The organism is Massilimicrobiota sp. mt181 (genome assembly GCF_055420065.1).
Genome location: NZ_JBVAYN010000011.1, coordinates 1 through 18,333, shown reverse-complemented (window position 1 = coordinate 18,333; position 18,333 = coordinate 1). Strand labels below are relative to the sequence as shown.

Sequence of the window (18,333 nt, the reverse complement as noted above, 5' to 3'; positions counted from 1 at the left end):
AGGCTCATTGTGCAAATAATGATTTATAAATAATATAACAAAAAGGCTATGAGCAATAGATTATCTATTTCTTATAGCTTTTTTATGAAAATTTTAGAATATAAGCTATACTTTTTGATTATCTATTGTAGTTAACTTGGATACATGCGATAATAAAATTATATTATGAAATATTTATTTGAAATGGAGATGGAATCATGGATTTAGACATCAATAGAATACACTTTACATCTTATTGTTGGGCTTTAGGAACAACGAGTTTTCGTATGAAAAAATTTAATTATATGATTGAAAAGCAACTAGAATTAATAGACGATTTTTTTAAGTTGCCTGAAAATAAAGATAAAAAGTGGGAAGGTAATACTGAATTACAAATTCGTTATTATGATTATTTGAAGGACAAGAAATTTATAACAGGAGATGCTGCTAGAAAGGATAAAGATGCTAGACAAAAGACTTCTGGTCTTGTTGATTTGGGCTTGATTACATCTAACAGAAGATTGACTGATGTTGGGCAAAAACTGGTGGAAATTTCTAAAAGTGGTATATATAAAATAAAGAATGATAATTTTTTTGGCATTGATAGAGATAGCTATATATACATGCTTCAATTATTAAAATATACTACAGAGAATAATATAAAACCATTTGTTGTTTTGATAAAAATATTAAATGATCTTGATTATATTACTAATGAGGAATTTATATTTATTTTACCATTAGTTACAAGTAAAGAAGTGGCTTCTGATGTTGTAGATAACATAAAAAAACTTAGAGCTGGATTCTTTAATATCAATGATATTATTATCGATTTAATTTGGAAAATGGATAATTATCAAGCTGGATTTGAGTATTTTCTTCATCATGAACCAACAGAAGAAACATTTATGTTAATTAATATGAATAGAAAAAGCCCTGAAAAATATGAAGTACAGTATGCTGATTTATATAAAAGATTAGTTGAGGTCTATGTGGAAGAAAATAATGAATCAATTATTAAATTATATAGGGCTATTCAAAATTTAAGTGGAAAACCAAGAATATATTGGAAAAATTTAATTTTTGGGCGTGCAACAGAAAGGCAAATCACTAACAAGCCTTTATGTTACTTAAAAGAAAATAAATTATCTACACTAAAAGATGAGTATGGAATTAAAAAATATATTTATGAAATGATCCATCTGTATAAGTGGAAATCTACTTTAAAGGATTACTTTGATTTAAATAGAAGATATTTTAAATTATCGGATATTATCATTTTTCAAGATGGAAAAGTAACATTGAGTTTGTTAGCAAAAGAATATTTTAAGTATTGTATAGATGATTACTTTAAACAATCCTTTAATCAAAGTGAAAATTTTGATAAGATGGTTTCAATTGAAAAGATTTTAGGATCTTCTACGCCAGATATGGATTATGTTTATACTGATGTTGCTGCATATTTTGATGAAGAGTATATTGAACCGAATGAAATTCAAAATTATGTTGAAAATGAGAGACTAAAAAAATTCAATCATATAATTGATGAAAAATTCGATAATGAACATTTATTAAAAATTCTGCAATGGTTTGAAAATAGGACAGATTCTTCATTAAATTCTTATATAACAGATAATGCTGATGTTCCAACTATGTTTGAATATATTTTAGGTATAATTTGGTATAAGCTAAGTGGTAGAAGAGGAAATATATTGGATTTTATGAATCTTTCATTAGACGCAGATTTATTGCCAAAAACTCATGCAGGAGGTGGAGAAGCTGATATTGTCTATAAATATGAAGAAACAAGTGCCTATCCAGCTCATGAATTGCTATTGGAAGCCACATTAGCTGATGATAGTAATCAAAGAAGAATGGAATTCGAACCAGTAAGTAGGCATTTAATGCGAAATTTAATGCAGACTAATAATTTAAACAATTATGCGGTATTAGTTTCAACTAATATACATCCATCAGTAATTTCGGATTTTAGAAGTAGGGCCAATTCGGAACAAACTTTAGATAACGTTTCTTACTTTGATGGAATAAAAATTTTGCCAATAGATACAAGGGTTTTGAAAAATTTTATTACAAGTTCAAAAAAATATAAAGATATTTATAAATTATTTAATGAGGCATATTTATCGAATATCACATTAAGAAATGGTTGGTATGAAAAAGAAATTATAGAAAAATCAAGAAAATAGCAAGTATTCATTTACTTGCTATTTTTATAATGTTATAATATGCAAGAGATGCGTACGATGCATAAAATGGAAATGAAGGATGGCTATGATGGATAAATTTGAGTTGAGCAACAGAAGATATTTAGGAAGTAAAACAAAGTTAATCAGTTTTATTCATGAAGTAGTGAATAAAAATTGTTCAAATATTAACTCAGTATTAGATTTGTTTGGTGGAACTGGTGTTGTAGGTTATAGTTTCAATGATGAATGCTCTGTATTGATAAACGATATTTTAAAAACTAATATTGTTGCTTATGATACCTTCTTTTCTAATGAAACAATTGATAAAAACAAAATTGAAGGAATGTTAGTAAAATATAATAAGGTTAATGTGACAGAGGATAACTATTATTCAAAGAATTTTGCTGATACATATTTAAGCAAAGATAATATGAGAAAAGTAGGCTTTATACGTGATGATATTGATAAACAGTTTAAGAATAAAAAAATCAACAAAAGAGAAAAATCTATTTTGATATGTAGTTTGATATATGGTATTGATAAAATTGCTAATACAGTTGGACATTATGACGCATATAGAAAAAATGGTAACTTAGATCAAAAGTTAATCATGCTTATGCCTAATATTAACGATAATAACAATAACAATAATCGAATTTATTGTGAAAATTCTAATCAATTAGTAAAAAACATTTCAGCTGATTTAGTTTATATTGATCCTCCATATAATTCTAGACAGTATTGTGACGCATATCATTTTTTAGAAAATGTTGCATTAAATAAAAAACCAGAAGTTTTTGGAACGGCGCGTAAAATGGATCGTTCAAATCTTAAAAGTAAATATTGTACTGCAAAAGCAGCGATTGAATTTGCTGATTTAATAGAAAATATTAAAGCAAAATATATTCTTGTTTCATATAACAATACAGGAGAAAAAGGGAATGCTCGTTCAAATGCTAAAATTTCTGATTCTCAGATAATGGAAATTTTAGGAAAAAAGGGGGAAGTAAAAGTATTTGAACAAGAATATGCTCTATTCAATACGGGAAAAACAAAATTAGATGATCATAAAGAAAGATTATTTTTATGTATTGTTGGACAGAAGAAAAATGAATATATCGTAAATAGTATTAGTGGGTTAGTGAAATCACCATTGAATTACACTGGAGGGAAATATAAAATTTTAACTCAATTAATAGATAAATTTCCAAAAGATATAGATATGTTCTTCGATATTTTTTCAGGTGGTGGAAATGTTGGAGTAAACATAGAGGCTAATAAAATAATTTGTGTTGATATTAACGATAGATTAATTTCTTTGTTTAAATATCTACAAAATGAAGAATACTATCATTTAGTTAATCATTTAGATTCATTAATAGATAAATTTTCATTAAGCAATACATATAAAAATGGGTATGAATTTTATGGTTGTAATAGTGGTAATGGTGTAGGAAAATATAATAAAGATAAATTTTTAAATTTGAGAAGTAAATATAATAAATCAAATGGAAAAAGAGATGATTTATTTTTATTATTGATTATATATAGCTTTAATAATCAAATTAGATTTAATAACAAGGGAGATTTTAATCTACCCGTTGGTAAAAGAGATTTTAATGGTAGCTTAAGAAAAAAGCTACAATTATTTATGGATAAATTGCATAGTAAAGAAATTAGTTTTGAAAATATAGATTTTAGAAGGCTAGATGTGGATAGAATAAGTAAGGTTAATTCATTTTTGTATTTAGACCCACCTTATTATTTAGGAGATGCTTCATATAATGAAAATGGTGGTTGGACAGTAAAAGATGAAGATGACTTATTAAATTTTCTAAAATTATGTGATGAAAAACAAATTCGATTTGCATTATCTAATGTTATTGAACATAAAGGAAAAATTCATGATAAATTACTAAATTGGTGTCTATCTAATGGGTTTAATATAAATTATATTAATTGTTCTTATAGTAACTCTAATTATCATATCAAAGATAAGTCATTGGTAACAAGAGAAGTGTTGATTACAAATTACTAGAAAGGGGTAGAACAATGAGAATAGATTTACATTGCCATACAAAAAAATGTAAGAAAGGTGATGGTAATAAAAGAAATGTGACAAAAGACAAATTTATAAAAAAAATTTGTGAAGCAGATGTAGGCGTTGTAGCAATTACTAATCACAACTGTTTTGATAAAGATCAGTATTTGGATTTTCAAAATGAAAAATTCTTAATTTGGCCTGGTATTGAATTGGATATTTATGGAGATGAATCAAAAGGTCATTGTATTTTAATTGGAAATCCAAAAGATGTAGAAGATTTTGATAAAAAAATGAAACAAATTATTAATGGAACACATCCTGATGACTTTAATATAGAAATTTGTGATTTGGCTACAAAAATTAAAGATTTAGATGTAATAGTAATATGCCATTATGGAAGAAAAAATCCTTCATTGAGTCAAAGTGATATTGATAAATTTAAAAATGAACTAAGTGAAGAAATTCCATTCTATTGTGAGCCTAGAAATTTAATTAGTGCTGGTATTTATTATGCTAAAAATATTAATACAATGATTGGTTCTGATGTGAAGGATTGGGATAATTATTCTTCAGATAGAGTTCCAGAATTAAAATTGCCTATAGATTCATTCGAAAATTTTAAATTATTAATAAAAAAGGATCGCCAAGTAATTGAAACTTTTGTAAACAAAAAGGATTCACGTATTTTGAATATTACACCTTTTGAAAACAAGAAAGAAAGTATGCAACTAAAAATATTCAATGATATTAATATCTTATTTGGTGGAAAAGGGACAGGAAAAACAAAAATTTTAGAAGCATTAGAAAAAGAATTATTAAATACATATCCTAATGAAATTTCAAGTTATTATGCAAGTGGAAAAACTCAGTCATATAATGATTTAATTGACAAGCAGATATATGATTCTGATTTTGATAAATTAGGTATAGATGACTGTTCAGAAGAAATAAAATTTTTCTCCGATTGGAAAGAGATAAACATATGTACTTTAAAAGATTATAAAGATTGGAAGGTTTCTCAAAAGAATAAAAAAATAAAATTCGGTTTTATTAATGCTACTTTTATAGATGAAATTTCATATGATACTTTACATCAAAAAGGAAATAACTATAAGAAGGTTAAAAATGCTATTAAAACTATTAAAGAAAATGATAATACTAAATATTTAAATGAGGTGGAACTAAGATCATTGAATATCCTTCTTGATAAATTAGATTATTCAATGTATATAGATGAGAAAACAGAATATTGTAAAGTGAAATCACTTGAATTAGAAAAATTTACAATAAATAAAATGAAAATGTTATATACAAATAAAAAGGGAACTTTTACTAAACCATCTTCTACGGGATTATTGGATATCTATAATCATAGCAGCAACGCAAAAAAGAAAGCAAAAAAGATAATATCTAACCTGAATGTTGATTCCTACTTTGAAAATAAATTTTTAGGTGAAATATCAGATAAAGATTTTATTTATGTAAGAAAAGAGATATTCATAGATAGTAAACACTATACTAAAGATTGCTTGAAAATTTTACATGCTAATAAATGCAAAGAATTTGAAAAGAATGTTAAACTAATCTTAGATAACTGTTTTGGTCTAAATCTAAATAGTTACATCACTCAATTTGTTGGATTTAATAAAGAAAATGAAATTACTTCATTAAGAAAATTATATTTTGAAAAAGTGACAACAATTAAAACTAATAGCAGAATAGAAATGAATAATAGTGAAGCACAAATAGAATATACACCTTCTAGTGGTGAACAAGCAATGTTGATAATAAGCCATGCAATTGAAGTAAAGAAAAAGGTATATATTTTGGATGAACCAGAAATGAGTGTTGGACATGACTATATTAACAATAAAATTTTACCTAGATTAAAGGAGCTGAGTAGAAATAATTCCATTGTAATTATTGCAACTCATGACGCTAATATAGCAGTTAGAAGTTTACCATTTCAATCAATTTATAGAGAAAAGACTGGTGCAAGGGGTATAACATATGTTGGTAATCCTTTCATTGAAGAGATGAGAGATATTGAAAACGAAAAAAACGTGTTGTCTTGGACAGAACTGAGTCTTAATACTTTGGAAGGTGGAAAAATTGCTTTTAATGAAAGAGGAGAAACATATGGAGAAAAATTATAAGGTAGATGTAATTTATAAAGATGAGAAAATTTATTTAAAATTTGATTTTGAAACTGATGAAGAATATATGATTGATTTTGCTTCCGAAGATCAAACAACAATTCGAAACATCTTTTATAAATTGGTAGAATTATGCTATAAACATAAACCAATTTTAGTGTTAAGTGAGAAAACTGATGATTTTCCTGGATGTGATTTACATAGAGAAATTGCAGAGGATTATATTGTTGACTTGAATAAAGAAATTGAATTGATTTACTTTGATATAAAAGAAAATGACTAATAAAATGGAATAAGTATTGATACAAAACTATTGAAAATATGATACGTATTTGATACACTTATTTTGTCAAAAGTGTAAAAATTAAAGAAAACTGAACTGTTTTTGTGTTAATTATAAATACTATTGACCGATATATAGGTCAATAAAGAATTCGTGGTATAGAGTTCGAATAACCTAAAAAAGTTCGATTTTATCGAACTTTTTTTAAGTTTGAATGATACGCTTTTATAGCGTTGAATTATTTTTCTTTTCCTTATGCTTTACTCATAATATAACTAGTATGGTTATAGTTAAAAGAATTTTTTACTCTTCTGTTTTTTGTTATATTGAAAGGAATAGAAAATAATGTTACTATTTTCATATCCCCCTAAGGGGGATATGAAAGGAGCGAATAAAATGCAACATAAACATGATGAACAATCTAAAAAAGCGGTTGTAAATCGACTTTCAAGGGCAATTGGACATTTGGAATCAGTAAAACAAATGGTAATTGATGATGAAGATTGTTCAAAGGTCCTTGTACAACTTTCTGCTGTACAATCTGCCTTGAAAAATACAAGTAAAGTTATTTTAAAAGATCATATTGACCATTGTATTATAGAAGCTGTAAAAGAGAATGATGATGAAACAATTGAAGAACTTAAAAAAGCGATAGATAAAATGATTTGATCGGAGATTTATTAATGAAACGTATAAGAAAAACAGAAATCATTGCTATTTTATCTCTAGCATTTCCGATCATCATAGAAAATATTTTACAAACGCTTTTAGGAACAACGGACACATATTTTGCTGGAAAACTGACAGACAATGCGATTGCCGGTATCAGTGTGACAAATATTATAATGAATATATTCATCTCATTTTTTACAGCGATTAGCATTGGTACGACTGCTGTTGTCTCAAGAAACTATGGAAAAAAGGACTATTCAAAAACAAATCATGCAATCGTCCAGTCTATTATTGTTGGAACAGCACTCGGGTTAATTGTAGGTGTAATCTGTCTGATTTTTCATAATCAAATTTTACATTTTTCGGGTGCTGATGAAACTGTAATGGAGTACGCAATTCCATATTACTTGGTAGTTGCTGTTCCATCTGTATTTCTTTGTCTGCAACAGGTTTTATCGAGTTGTTTAAGAGCCATAAAAGATACAAAGACACCTATGTATGCAACAGGCTTCGCAAATATATTGAATATCATCTTAGATATGCTTTTTATTCAGATTGGACTAGGTGTTGTAGGTCTTGCATTGGCAACAACAATTTCAAGAGTTGTTGGTATGTTTATATTACTTTATAAACTACAACATCATGATAGTGAAATTAAATTTAGTAAATCTGATTTCAAGGCAGATAAAGAAATTATACACTCATTGTTAACTGTTGGAATTCCTGCTGGAACGGAAAAGCTAATTATGCGTATTGGGCAATTAGTATATAATGGTATGATCATATCTATAGGAGTCAATTCCTATGTTGCCCATAATATTGCAGGAACGATTGAAAGTTATTCTTATATCCCTGCTATGGGATTTGGATTGGCAATTTCAACTTTAGTGGGAATATCTTTAGGTAAAAATGATTATAAACAAGCTGTTCATGATACATGGATAGGATATGGCCTTTCCTGTGTTTGTATGATGATCATAGGCATGATATTTTATGTTTTTGCTATGCCACTGGCTTCTTTATTTACTTCTACAAAAGAAGTACAGGTGCTTGTTGCTGATGTTTTAAGAATCATTGCATTTTTTCAACCTTTTTCTGCTTTAGTTCAAGTAATCACTAATGCACTACAGGGAGCTGGTGATACCAGATTTCCAATGTATTCTACTTTTTTAGGTATTTGGGGAATACGTCTAGGAATAGGTTATATTCTTGCTATTCCTTTCGGACTAGGACTTAAAGGTGTATGGTATGCCTATGCACTGGATTTAACAATTAGAGGTATTCTCTTATTAATAAGATTTTGTAGAGGAAAATGGAAAACTATAACATTATAAGTAGAAGTATCGCCATATTCTTTCATAGTAAGATAATTTAATAAGCTCATATTAGTTTAATTAAATTGTTATTGATACGAAACTATTGAAAATATGATATGTTTTTGATACACTTATTTTGTCAAAAGTGTAAGAAATGAAGAAAATTGAACTATTTTTGTGTTAATTAAATATATTATTGACTGATATATCGGTTAATAAAGAATTTGAGATGTAGAGTTCGAGTAAAAAATAGTACAGATTATTTTATATAGCAGGTAGCCTATAGTAGGAGTGCCTGCTATATATGCATTCTTGCCATTGTTATAAAAAATGTTAATAAATGCAATAATAAATACTTAGGAGATAGAAGTTATGGATAAAAAAACAGCAAAGAGCGATACTAATAATATTGAACAAAGAGTACAGAAAAAATCAGAAAAAGATAGGAACAGCGTAATAGGTGGTCTCGTATTTGGCATCATTTTAGTATTTTTTGCTTATCAAATATATGAAAAGATATTTGATTTTCCAATTGGACAGATGCTGGTATACATAATAGGATTTTTTGCATTTATTTGCTTTATGGTGTCTATAAGCAGTTTCTTTGATTTGAAAGAGTCAAAGAAACTAGAAAAATTGGAAGAAGACGCGCGTAGAGAGGAAAAAGAGTTTTCGGAAATAGATCCTGAGAAAAGAGCTTTGAGAGCAGAGAAAATGTTTAGGATGAATCAAAAGGAATTGATGAGATATTATGATATGAATTTGGCTCAAACGAAATTTCTTTCTGGACTTGGTATTATGATGATTATATTTGGTATATTGATAGTAGGAGTAACCTTGTATATGTATACATCTTTTGAAATGGATAAAACTCTGTTAATTATTGGGAGTCTGAGTGGAATTGTCGTAGATTTTATTGGAGCAATTTTTATTTTGATGTATACTAAAAATATAGAAGCAGCTATTAAGTTTCATGCGAAATTTGCAGAAAGCAATAATCTTTTACTTGCAAATTCAATTGCAAATAAAATAGAGGATAGTAAACTTAGAGAAAACACTTTATCAGAAATATCCGTAAATATTATTTTATCTAAAAATACAAAGGAGTAATAGCAACATTTTGCCAATAGAAAATCAGTAAGTCAGAATAAATAATGTAATTGAAGTAAAATATTACGGAAATATGCATAAATATTAAACAAATACAGTTAATAATAGCAAAGGTTGCACTGAATTCGAATAATATACAATAACGAAAAACGCCTTTAAATGTGATATGATGACCTCCCAGTAGACAGCATAAATAATGGTAATTTAAAATCTGGTGTTGTGGACTCTAAATAGTTTTAAAGTTCACACGTTGTGGTTTTGAAAAAAACTTTAAAGTAATTATGTTGTGTTGATGAAACGACCTAGAGATGAACCGCCCCTGTCAACTAGACAGGGGTGGTTCAATGATAGGGAGTTTTCTTTATGTTAAATTAAACAAGACCATAAAAAGTTAAATAATGTTAATTTTTTGTGTCTTGACGTATAAGACAATTCAATGTTATCTTGATTATATAAAGTTAAAATTTCTGTCATATGCTATAATTTAACGTTTTTTAGATTGAATATAAACAGTTGCGTAACGGAGGTATTATTATCGAAATGGTTAATAAATATGAATTAGAAGAATTGGTTGCTTTTCTACTTGAACAAGGAAAAGAGGGAGATTATTGGGATTTCAAACAAGAATGGCATAACAAAACTTCTGATTTAATCAAAGATATAATTTGTTTTGCAAACACAGTACATGATAAAGACTGTTATTTAATTTTTGGTATAGCTGATGATTTAACTATTACTGGAATGAGGCAAAAACGAAAAAAACAAGCAGATATTATTGATTCCATTTCCAAGCTAATGTTTGCAGGAGATGCATATCCTAAAATTGAAGTTACAACAATTATTCTAAATGATGAAGAAATAGATGTTTTAACAATTTTTAATGTAGAGAAAACACCGATATACTTGAAAAAAGGATATGGTGAAATGTTGCAAGGTTGTATTTATTCAAGAGTTGGTGATAAAAATACAGAGAATAAAGGAAATGCTGATATACTTGATATAGAAAATCTATGGCGTAAGCGATTAGGTTTGACTAAATCAAAATTAGAATATATTTATGATCATTTAAATAATAAAACAGAGTGGAATGAATTTGAAGAATCATATTACAATATTTATAATCCGGAATATACGATAGAAATAACGCGAGATGATGAAGATTTAGTACCTGAATTCTATGCATTTGCTTTACCAAATCCGCATACATCATATGAAACATTAAACATCAAATATCAACAGACAATATTAGAATCTTATCAAGTTGTAGTGTTGGATGGTGGTAGATTATCAATTCCCGTTCCTTTATGGGGTAATGTCATACGTGATAATTTAAGACTTGATAAAAAGTATAGCTATAAATATTATGAAAAAGATAGTAATACATACAAAGTTTTCTCATTTCTTTTTGATTCTCAAAATAGTGAACAACGATTTGCTTTGTATCATTATGAAGATGTTGTCCTTTTCTATGAATCAAAAGATGAACGATATAAATTCGAGGAATATATTGAAAAGAATAGAAAACTATTTGAAGAAAAATATAAGGAAGAGAACAGATATTTTCGAGTTCATTTAGAACATGGATTAGATAAAAATGTTTATTTTGAACGATTGAAAACAGGGTGTGTATTAGTAAAAATGTTAGCTGAGTGGCGTAAGAACAAATCTGAATAAGATTTGGGAATATAATTTGAATTGATTTCGTGATACTAATTTAATACTATTGTCTTGTCAAAAGGATATGTAATGTAAAAATATGTGACTGAAATTAATATTTTATGTCAAAAACTAGCCTGTTTGGGTTAAAAAAGTCATATGGTTAAGAGAATTTAAATAAGTATAGTAACAAGTGATTTAGACGAGTTGGAAAAGTGCTTTAGATAGGGACTTCGTGTCAAGAGTAGAGAATAAAGGAATGACTATTGAAAAATAGGGGGTTCCTTTTTTTGACTTACGTTTCACGAAAACAATATAAATACATGTTTTAATAGTAGTTACTATCTTTATAGAAAGGATTATGTCAAATTAGTTTTCATTAAAAAAGTAGGATTAAAAGGATAGAGTGATTTGAAATATAATATTTTTTTGTTAAAATAAATATATGGTAGAAATACGTTTTCTATAAATCCCAAATTAAATATTGATAATTAATAATTTGATTTTTGGTGTGTTATAAGGAGTTTAATTTATGAAAAAAGCAATTAAAGAAATTATAGAATTTAACAAAGAGAGAGATTGGGATCAGTTTCATTCACCAGAAAATCTAGCGAAGTCAATTGCTATAGAAGCTGGAGAGTTATTAGAATGTTTTCAATGGGACAATCATTATGATAAAGATGCAGTGTGTGAAGAATTAGCTGATGTTGTCAATTACTGTATTGTGATGGCTGATAAGCTCAATGTAGATTTAGAAGATATAGTTCTAAAAAAATTAGAAAAAAATCGTCAAAAGTATCCAGTTGAAAAAGCAAAAGGAAATTCAAAAAAGTATACTGAATTATGATTGTTTATCAAGAAACAAAAAAACAATTTTTATATGATGTACGACTGGATTTGATTGAAGATAAAATTGAAAGTAAAGTGAAAGAAAAGTTACATAAGAAGACTGCACATAATGAGTATATATCATGGATGAATTCAATGCAGTATATGTATAAAGTGATGGAAGATAAAAATATTCCTGACGATAGTAAAGTGGCAATAGAATATCGCATACCAAATTCAAATAAAAGGGTAGATTTTATTGTTAGTGGAGAAGATTCTAAAGGTAGAGAAAGTGCTGTAATTATAGAATTGAAACAGTGGCAGGAATTGGAAAAAGTAGAAACAAAAGAAGCAGTAGTAAAAACATATCTACAAGGGAGATTTGTTGAAACAACACATCCTTCATATCAGGCATGGTCATATGTAAGTATGATTGAAGATTATAATGAGGATGTAAGAAAATATAAAATTGATTTAAAACCATGTGCATATTTACATAACTATAAATTAAAAAAACAAGATGATTTAATTGATACATGCTATCAGTATTATATTGATAAAGCACCTGTTTTTACACGTGGAGATACAGATAAACTCGCTAAATTTATTGCTAAATATATAAAAAAAGGCAATCCTGATGTTTTATATCATATTGAAAATGGGAAAATAATTCCAAGCAAATCTTTACAGGATAGTCTCACATCTATGTTGAAAGGTAATCAGGAATTTACACTTATAGATGATCAAAAAGTTATTTATGAAAGAGCAATTGAAATTTCAAAAAATAAAACAAATAAAAAGCAAGTTTATATTATAAAAGGTGGACCAGGCACTGGAAAAACAGTTCTTGCTATTAATATGTTAGTTGGAATATTAAATCTAGATCAGAATGTAATGTATATTACTAAAAATTCTGCTCCAAGAGAAGTTTATAGAAAAAAATTAACTGAAGGAAAGTATAGAAAGGCATATATAGATAATTTATTTAAAGGTTCAGGATCATTTACGGAATCAGAAAGTAATGATTTTGATTGTTTAATTGTAGATGAAGCACATAGATTAAATGAAAAATCAGGTATGTTTCAAAATATGGGAGAAAATCAAATCAAAGAGATTATTAATGCCTGTAAAACAAGTATTTTCTTTATTGATGATTTTCAAAGAGTCACAACAAAGGATATAGGAAGTACTGAAGAAATAAAAAGATGGTCTAAGTATTATGATGCTGTTATATATGAAGATACATTAATCTCTCAATTTAGATGTAATGGTAGTGATTCCTATTTGTCATGGATTGATAATGTTTTAGAAATTAATAATGAAGCTACTGATGATTTTGATTATGACTATGATATTCGTATTTGTGATACACCGCAAGAAGTACAGAAACTTATTTTTGAAAAAAATAAAGTAAATAATAAGGCAAGAATGGTTGCAGGTTATTGTTGGGATTGGATTAAAGAAGGAAAGAATAATCCCAATATACATGATATTCAAATAGGAGACTTTGCTATGTCATGGAATTTAGGTTCTTCTTCAACCTGGGCAATAGATCCTGATTCAGTAAATGAAATAGGATGTATTCATACATGTCAAGGATTAGAATTTGATTATGTTGGTGTTATTATTGGTGAAGATTTACGTTATGATAATGGTATAGTTACTGACTTTACAAAAAGAGCAAGAACTGATCAGTCTATTAAAGGATTAAAAGGATTGTATAAAAAAGATAAAGAAAAAGCATTGGATATTGCAGATACTATTATTAAAAATACGTATAGAACTTTGCTTACAAGAGGCCAAAAGGGATGTTATATATATTGTGTAGATAAAAATTTAGAGTTGTATTTAACAGATAGACTGAAACAATATCATTTGACTCAATAAATTAAGTAGACTAAATTTAATATATATTTATTCGATAGAGAAATTCTTTAATTTAAAATCTAATGTTGTAGAATTTGAAAAGTTTTAAAAATTTATATGTTGTGACTTTGAAAAAAACTTTAAATTTATTTTATGGTTATTTATTGTGACTGTGTCGTATTTTCGGAATAAAGAAGTTATTTACTGTACAGAATTTTTATACAGAAGAGAATTCTAAAGGTTACAGCTAGTATTTATTATGATTGAAAATGGAGTGATTTTGAGTTATGTTTGGTTTTATTGTATCGGTTAGTAAAACTAATGATTTATAAAAGTAGATAAGAAACGGAACATGTGCTTCTAATTTGTCTAAGGAGGTTTGATTCACCCAAATCGAAAATGATTGCATATTCAACTTTAGCTGATTATTTTTCTATAAAAAATGGTGATAATATCTATTTCTTAAAGGAACGAAAAATATATGATGTAGATAAAATAATATAATGGTTTTTGGAAATTATTTTAATTCTACTTGTTTGAATAATACACGTGATCAAGTTAAAACTTTTTCCTTAAAATATATAAAAGATGAATTTAATAAATTGGGAATTATTTATGAAACATCAACCTTTACGAGAAATAAAAAAGATGAAATCTATTATTCATAATAAAGATAAAAAATTTGCTTTTATAAATTCAATAGAGAAAGATACAATTGATATATTAAAGTCTATAAATTGGACAGTATGTATTATAGATGAAGATGATAATCAAGAAACGATTCGATTAAAAATCAATGCTTTGCTAGAAATCTAGCGAAAATAAATATATATTGTAATGTGATATTGAACTATAATGTTGGCCGCATTTTGTAATTTAAAATAATTAATTGTAGTTTGATTGAATTTTTTTAGTAAAAGAAAAATAATGCAAAATTTAAATGGAGAATATTTTGAAATATATTTATTTTCGTTATAAATGTTATATATATATAAATTTATATGGAAATTTCTTGTAGTGATTCTAATTTCATATTAAAGAGAAGTTATTAGTTACCAGAGAAATAATAATTACAGATTTTAGAAAAATTGAGGCTTTTAATTTTAACATGAACAGTATTAATAGAGGTATTTATATGGACGGTGTAATTGAAAGAAAGAATGGGCAAAATATCATAATAGAAATTCATTATTTGTCTGATGAATTAAAAAACTGCATAAGAGACGAATTGACTGTCATTTGTCATGGAGAATATGCATTAGTATCAGAAAGTAATTACTATTCATTTGACGAAACATTAGAAGAATTGGTAAAACATAGAATACCAGAAAGTGAAATTAAGAAAATAGGAGCAGTTGGAGAATTGCTACTAAATGTGATAATTAGATTGTTTACTGATTTAAGAATCATTTCACCATTCTTTAACGTAGAAGAAAGAAATGTTAAAAAGGGATTTGATATTATTGCAGTTGATAATTCAGATAATATATGGATTATTGAATCAAAAGCAGGTGAGTTAGGACAAGAAAAAAATGCTACCAAAAAAGTATGTGAAAGAATAAAAAAAGCAAAGAATGATTTAAATAAGAGACTGAATGAAAAAAATTCACAATTATGGTTAAATGCAATAAAAAGTGTGAGAAGTTCTTTGGATAATAATAGTGAAAAAAACACAGTAGTAAAAATATTGGAAGAAACTAGTAATACTGCAAAAAGTAATGATAAAAATGTGGTTTTAGGTGGCACGGTTTTTTGTATGTTTGATTCAAAAATAGATAGTAATGAGATTTTTGAATTATATAAGTCAATCAAGGAGACAAATATATTTTCAAATTTAAAATTAATTGCAATTCAGAAAAAAACATATCAGGCAATATTAGAATATTTAAATGGATTAATTCAGGAATAAAAAATATGGATAAATTAACTTTAAAAAAACTTTATAATACAGATTTTCCAAAAATATATTGGAAGTTATTGCGAGATGATGAATTGCAAGATAATGAATTAGAATCAATATTAGCAATAGGACTATATTTTATAGGACTGGATAACGTTATATTTCAAAAATTTGGATACCGATTGTTTCTACTTTATAGTAATAAAACAGGTGATTATAAACCTTTATATGAACTAAGTTTAAATAAAGGACTTATTCCAATAGCACAATTTATTGAAGAAAATTTAGATTATTCAGAGAAATATGGAAATATTCAGACAGAAATCAATAGTATTAATAATATCGAATATAAATGGAATGATTCATATAAAACAATAGGACAATATAAATTAAATAAAGTTACTGAAGATTTAAAATCAAATTCTCAGATTATAGTTGCACCAACATCTTATGGGAAAACAGAGATGATATTATCTTTTATAAAAAATGATAGTTATAAAAAAATTTGTATAATTACTCCAACCAAATCACTTTTAGCACAAACAAAAAAGAGAATTATAAATCATTTTGGGTATAGAAAAATCATAACTTCTCCAGAAATGTATAATGATAAAGACGACGAAATAATTGCGGTTTTGACACAAGAAAGATTATTGAGATTATTGCAGAATAATGCGAATCTTAAATTTGATTTATTGGTTATTGATGAAGCACATAATTTGTTGGATGATTTCTCAGAAGAAAATTCTCGAAGTGTGATTCTTGGAGCTGTAATCATTATTTGTAGTAAAAGGAATGATAGACTCGTTTGTAAATATCTAACCCCTTTTCTAAAATCTAAAGATAGCTTAAATCTTGTTTCAATGTCAAAAATAGTAGATTGGTATAGTGTGAATGAAACTGTAAAATCAGAAATGTATTATTTTTATGATTTGAAAAATAATAAAAAAGAAATATTTGACCAATATTCAGGATTAAAACAGAAAATGGTTGAGATAGATGCTGGGGAACTGAGAAGTGATGCAGATATTGTGCTTGATAATTGTGATAATAAAAATATTATATATTTAAATACTCCTAAAAATCTTGAACAATTTGCTATGGAATTATCTTCAAAGCTTCCTGATTTGGATATCAAAAGAATAAAAAAAGCTAGTGATGATTTAAAAGAATATGTTCATGACGATTATAAATTAGCAGATTATATTAAAAAAGGTGTAATTTATCATCATGGTTCAATTCCAGAACAAATCAGATATTTTATTGAAGAACTATATATAGAAGTTCCTGAAATCACAATGCTTATTGCAAATTCAACTTTACTTGAGGGTGTCAATATACCTGCAACAAAAATGTTTATACTTGATCCTAGTAGAGGTAGAAATTATTTGTCACCATCTTCTTTTCATAATTTGGTTGGTAGAGTTTGTAGATTTGGAGAGATTTTTAATAAGAAAACTGGAAATTTAAGATATTTATTGCCTGAAATACATATTATTAAAGGCAAATATTGTAGAGAAAATTTTAATGTAATTAATTTTATAAGAGGCCGAAATATGCTTGTCAAAGACTTCGATAATATTGAGGATAAGTTAGAAAATCCATTATTAGTTAATACCATAGCAGAGAAAGCTAAAAAAGAAAAGGCTGAAGAAATACTCGAAAATTTATCATCTGTTGATATCATTACAAGTGAATACGAAAGAAAACCAAAAACTAGAATAGGTCAATTATGCTTTGAAAACAATATAAATATATTTGATATATTAAAAATAGAGAATGAATTACATAACGAATTAAACTATGTTTCACGAGCTCAAAGTTTAGATACAGTATTTTCAATCATGGATTATTTATTTTTTTCTAAGATAGAAGATGAAGAATATCGCTTCAATAATTTGAAAAGATTAAAGGAACAAGAAGCACAAAATTTCTATAAAATGTTAATAAATTGGCGTATTTTAGGATTGACTATGAAACAAATGGTCAACGAAATAGTAGGATATTGGAATACATTGAGAGAGGAACAATCAAAATCAGTATATGTTGGCAAATGGGGTGATAAAAAACGTGGGGGATATAGAGCCTTATGGACTGATATTACATGTAAGGACGAAGTTGAAAAAGTTAATTTAGCTATTGTACGATTAAAGGAAGAATATGATTTTATTGACAATGAAATTATTAAGTATATAGAAATTTTAAATTCTTTGGAGTTGATTGAAGAGAAATTGTATTTAAAAATAAAATATGGTACTGAAAAAATAGAAAAAATAGCTTTACTAAATTGTGGTATTAGTAGTACATTATCAAATT

13 protein-coding genes are annotated in these 18,333 nt (G+C 26.7%); all 13 read left to right on the top strand.

Annotated features, from left to right (window positions below; genetic code table 11):
- The first annotated feature begins 197 nt into the window (after window positions 1-197).
- The gene (locus ACZYT4_RS07550; protein ID WP_087301410.1) at window positions 198-2,186 is read left to right on the top strand and encodes an AlwI family type II restriction endonuclease; all 1,989 of its coding nucleotides are present in this window, start codon (window positions 198-200) and stop codon (window positions 2,184-2,186) included.
- Between the two features lie 88 nt (window positions 2,187-2,274).
- Window positions 2,275-4,224 carry a Dam family site-specific DNA-(adenine-N6)-methyltransferase gene (locus ACZYT4_RS07545; RefSeq protein WP_463784208.1) on the top strand — a complete coding sequence of 650 codons (1,950 nt, stop codon included), beginning with the start codon at window positions 2,275-2,277 and terminating at the stop codon, window positions 4,222-4,224.
- Window positions 4,225-4,238: 14 nt separating this feature from the next.
- A complete protein-coding gene (locus ACZYT4_RS07540) occupies window positions 4,239-6,386 on the top strand; it encodes a hypothetical protein (protein ID WP_087301414.1) in 2,148 nt (715 codons plus the stop codon).
- Window positions 6,370-6,669: a hypothetical protein gene (locus ACZYT4_RS07535; RefSeq protein ID WP_087301416.1), complete on the top strand. Its 300-nt coding sequence runs from the start codon at window positions 6,370-6,372 to the stop codon at window positions 6,667-6,669. Before ACZYT4_RS07540 ends, ACZYT4_RS07535 begins: the two co-directional genes overlap by 17 nt.
- A 396-nt stretch (window positions 6,670-7,065) precedes the next feature.
- Window positions 7,066-7,338: a metal-sensing transcriptional repressor gene (locus ACZYT4_RS07530; protein ID WP_204245257.1), complete on the top strand. Its 273-nt coding sequence runs from the start codon at window positions 7,066-7,068 to the stop codon at window positions 7,336-7,338.
- 14 nt (window positions 7,339-7,352) lie between these two features.
- Window positions 7,353-8,675 carry an MATE family efflux transporter gene (locus ACZYT4_RS07525; RefSeq protein WP_463784205.1) on the top strand — a complete coding sequence of 441 codons (1,323 nt, stop codon included), beginning with the start codon at window positions 7,353-7,355 and terminating at the stop codon, window positions 8,673-8,675.
- 354 nt (window positions 8,676-9,029) lie between these two features.
- Window positions 9,030-9,767, top strand: a complete 738-nt coding sequence (locus tag ACZYT4_RS07520; protein WP_463784203.1) for a hypothetical protein — start codon at window positions 9,030-9,032, stop codon at window positions 9,765-9,767.
- A 540-nt stretch (window positions 9,768-10,307) separates the two neighbouring features.
- The gene (locus tag ACZYT4_RS07515) at window positions 10,308-11,441 is read left to right on the top strand and encodes an AlbA family DNA-binding domain-containing protein (RefSeq protein ID WP_463784200.1); all 1,134 of its coding nucleotides are present in this window, start codon (window positions 10,308-10,310) and stop codon (window positions 11,439-11,441) included.
- A 514-nt stretch (window positions 11,442-11,955) separates the two neighbouring features.
- Window positions 11,956-12,270, top strand: coding sequence for a nucleotide pyrophosphohydrolase (locus tag ACZYT4_RS07510; RefSeq protein WP_205089531.1), 315 nt, complete (start codon window positions 11,956-11,958; stop codon window positions 12,268-12,270).
- Window positions 12,267-14,138 carry a DNA/RNA helicase domain-containing protein gene (locus ACZYT4_RS07505; RefSeq protein ID WP_463784197.1) on the top strand — a complete coding sequence of 624 codons (1,872 nt, stop codon included), beginning with the start codon at window positions 12,267-12,269 and terminating at the stop codon, window positions 14,136-14,138. Before ACZYT4_RS07510 ends, ACZYT4_RS07505 begins: the two co-directional genes overlap by 4 nt.
- A gap of 594 nt (window positions 14,139-14,732) precedes the next feature.
- Window positions 14,733-14,933 carry a hypothetical protein gene (locus tag ACZYT4_RS07500; RefSeq protein WP_463784195.1) on the top strand — a complete coding sequence of 67 codons (201 nt, stop codon included), beginning with the start codon at window positions 14,733-14,735 and terminating at the stop codon, window positions 14,931-14,933.
- Between the two features lie 319 nt (window positions 14,934-15,252).
- Window positions 15,253-16,026 (top strand): Hachiman antiphage defense system protein HamA, encoded by a 774-nt coding sequence (locus ACZYT4_RS07495; protein WP_463784193.1) that lies wholly within the window; start codon window positions 15,253-15,255, stop codon window positions 16,024-16,026.
- A gap of 5 nt (window positions 16,027-16,031) precedes the next feature.
- Window positions 16,032-18,333: DEAD/DEAH box helicase (locus tag ACZYT4_RS07490; RefSeq protein WP_463784191.1), on the top strand; the 2,302-nt coding region annotated here is incomplete at its 3' end.

Bases quoted from the DNA above. Each gene is read 5' to 3' on its own strand.
- ACZYT4_RS07550 (WP_087301410.1), top strand. From the start codon at position 198: ATGGATTTAGACATCAATAGAATACACTTTACATCTTATTGTTGGGCT.
- ACZYT4_RS07545 (WP_463784208.1), top strand. From the start codon at position 2,275: ATGGATAAATTTGAGTTGAGCAACAGAAGATATTTAGGAAGTAAAACA.
- ACZYT4_RS07540 (WP_087301414.1), top strand. From the start codon at position 4,239: ATGAGAATAGATTTACATTGCCATACAAAAAAATGTAAGAAAGGTGAT.
- ACZYT4_RS07535 (WP_087301416.1), top strand. From the start codon at position 6,370: ATGGAGAAAAATTATAAGGTAGATGTAATTTATAAAGATGAGAAAATT.
- ACZYT4_RS07530 (WP_204245257.1), top strand. From the start codon at position 7,066: ATGCAACATAAACATGATGAACAATCTAAAAAAGCGGTTGTAAATCGA.
- ACZYT4_RS07525 (WP_463784205.1), top strand. From the start codon at position 7,353: ATGAAACGTATAAGAAAAACAGAAATCATTGCTATTTTATCTCTAGCA.
- ACZYT4_RS07520 (WP_463784203.1), top strand. From the start codon at position 9,030: ATGGATAAAAAAACAGCAAAGAGCGATACTAATAATATTGAACAAAGA.
- ACZYT4_RS07515 (WP_463784200.1), top strand. From the start codon at position 10,308: ATGGTTAATAAATATGAATTAGAAGAATTGGTTGCTTTTCTACTTGAA.
- ACZYT4_RS07510 (WP_205089531.1), top strand. From the start codon at position 11,956: ATGAAAAAAGCAATTAAAGAAATTATAGAATTTAACAAAGAGAGAGAT.
- ACZYT4_RS07505 (WP_463784197.1), top strand. From the start codon at position 12,267: ATGATTGTTTATCAAGAAACAAAAAAACAATTTTTATATGATGTACGA.
- ACZYT4_RS07500 (WP_463784195.1), top strand. From the start codon at position 14,733: ATGAAACATCAACCTTTACGAGAAATAAAAAAGATGAAATCTATTATT.
- ACZYT4_RS07495 (WP_463784193.1), top strand. From the start codon at position 15,253: ATGGACGGTGTAATTGAAAGAAAGAATGGGCAAAATATCATAATAGAA.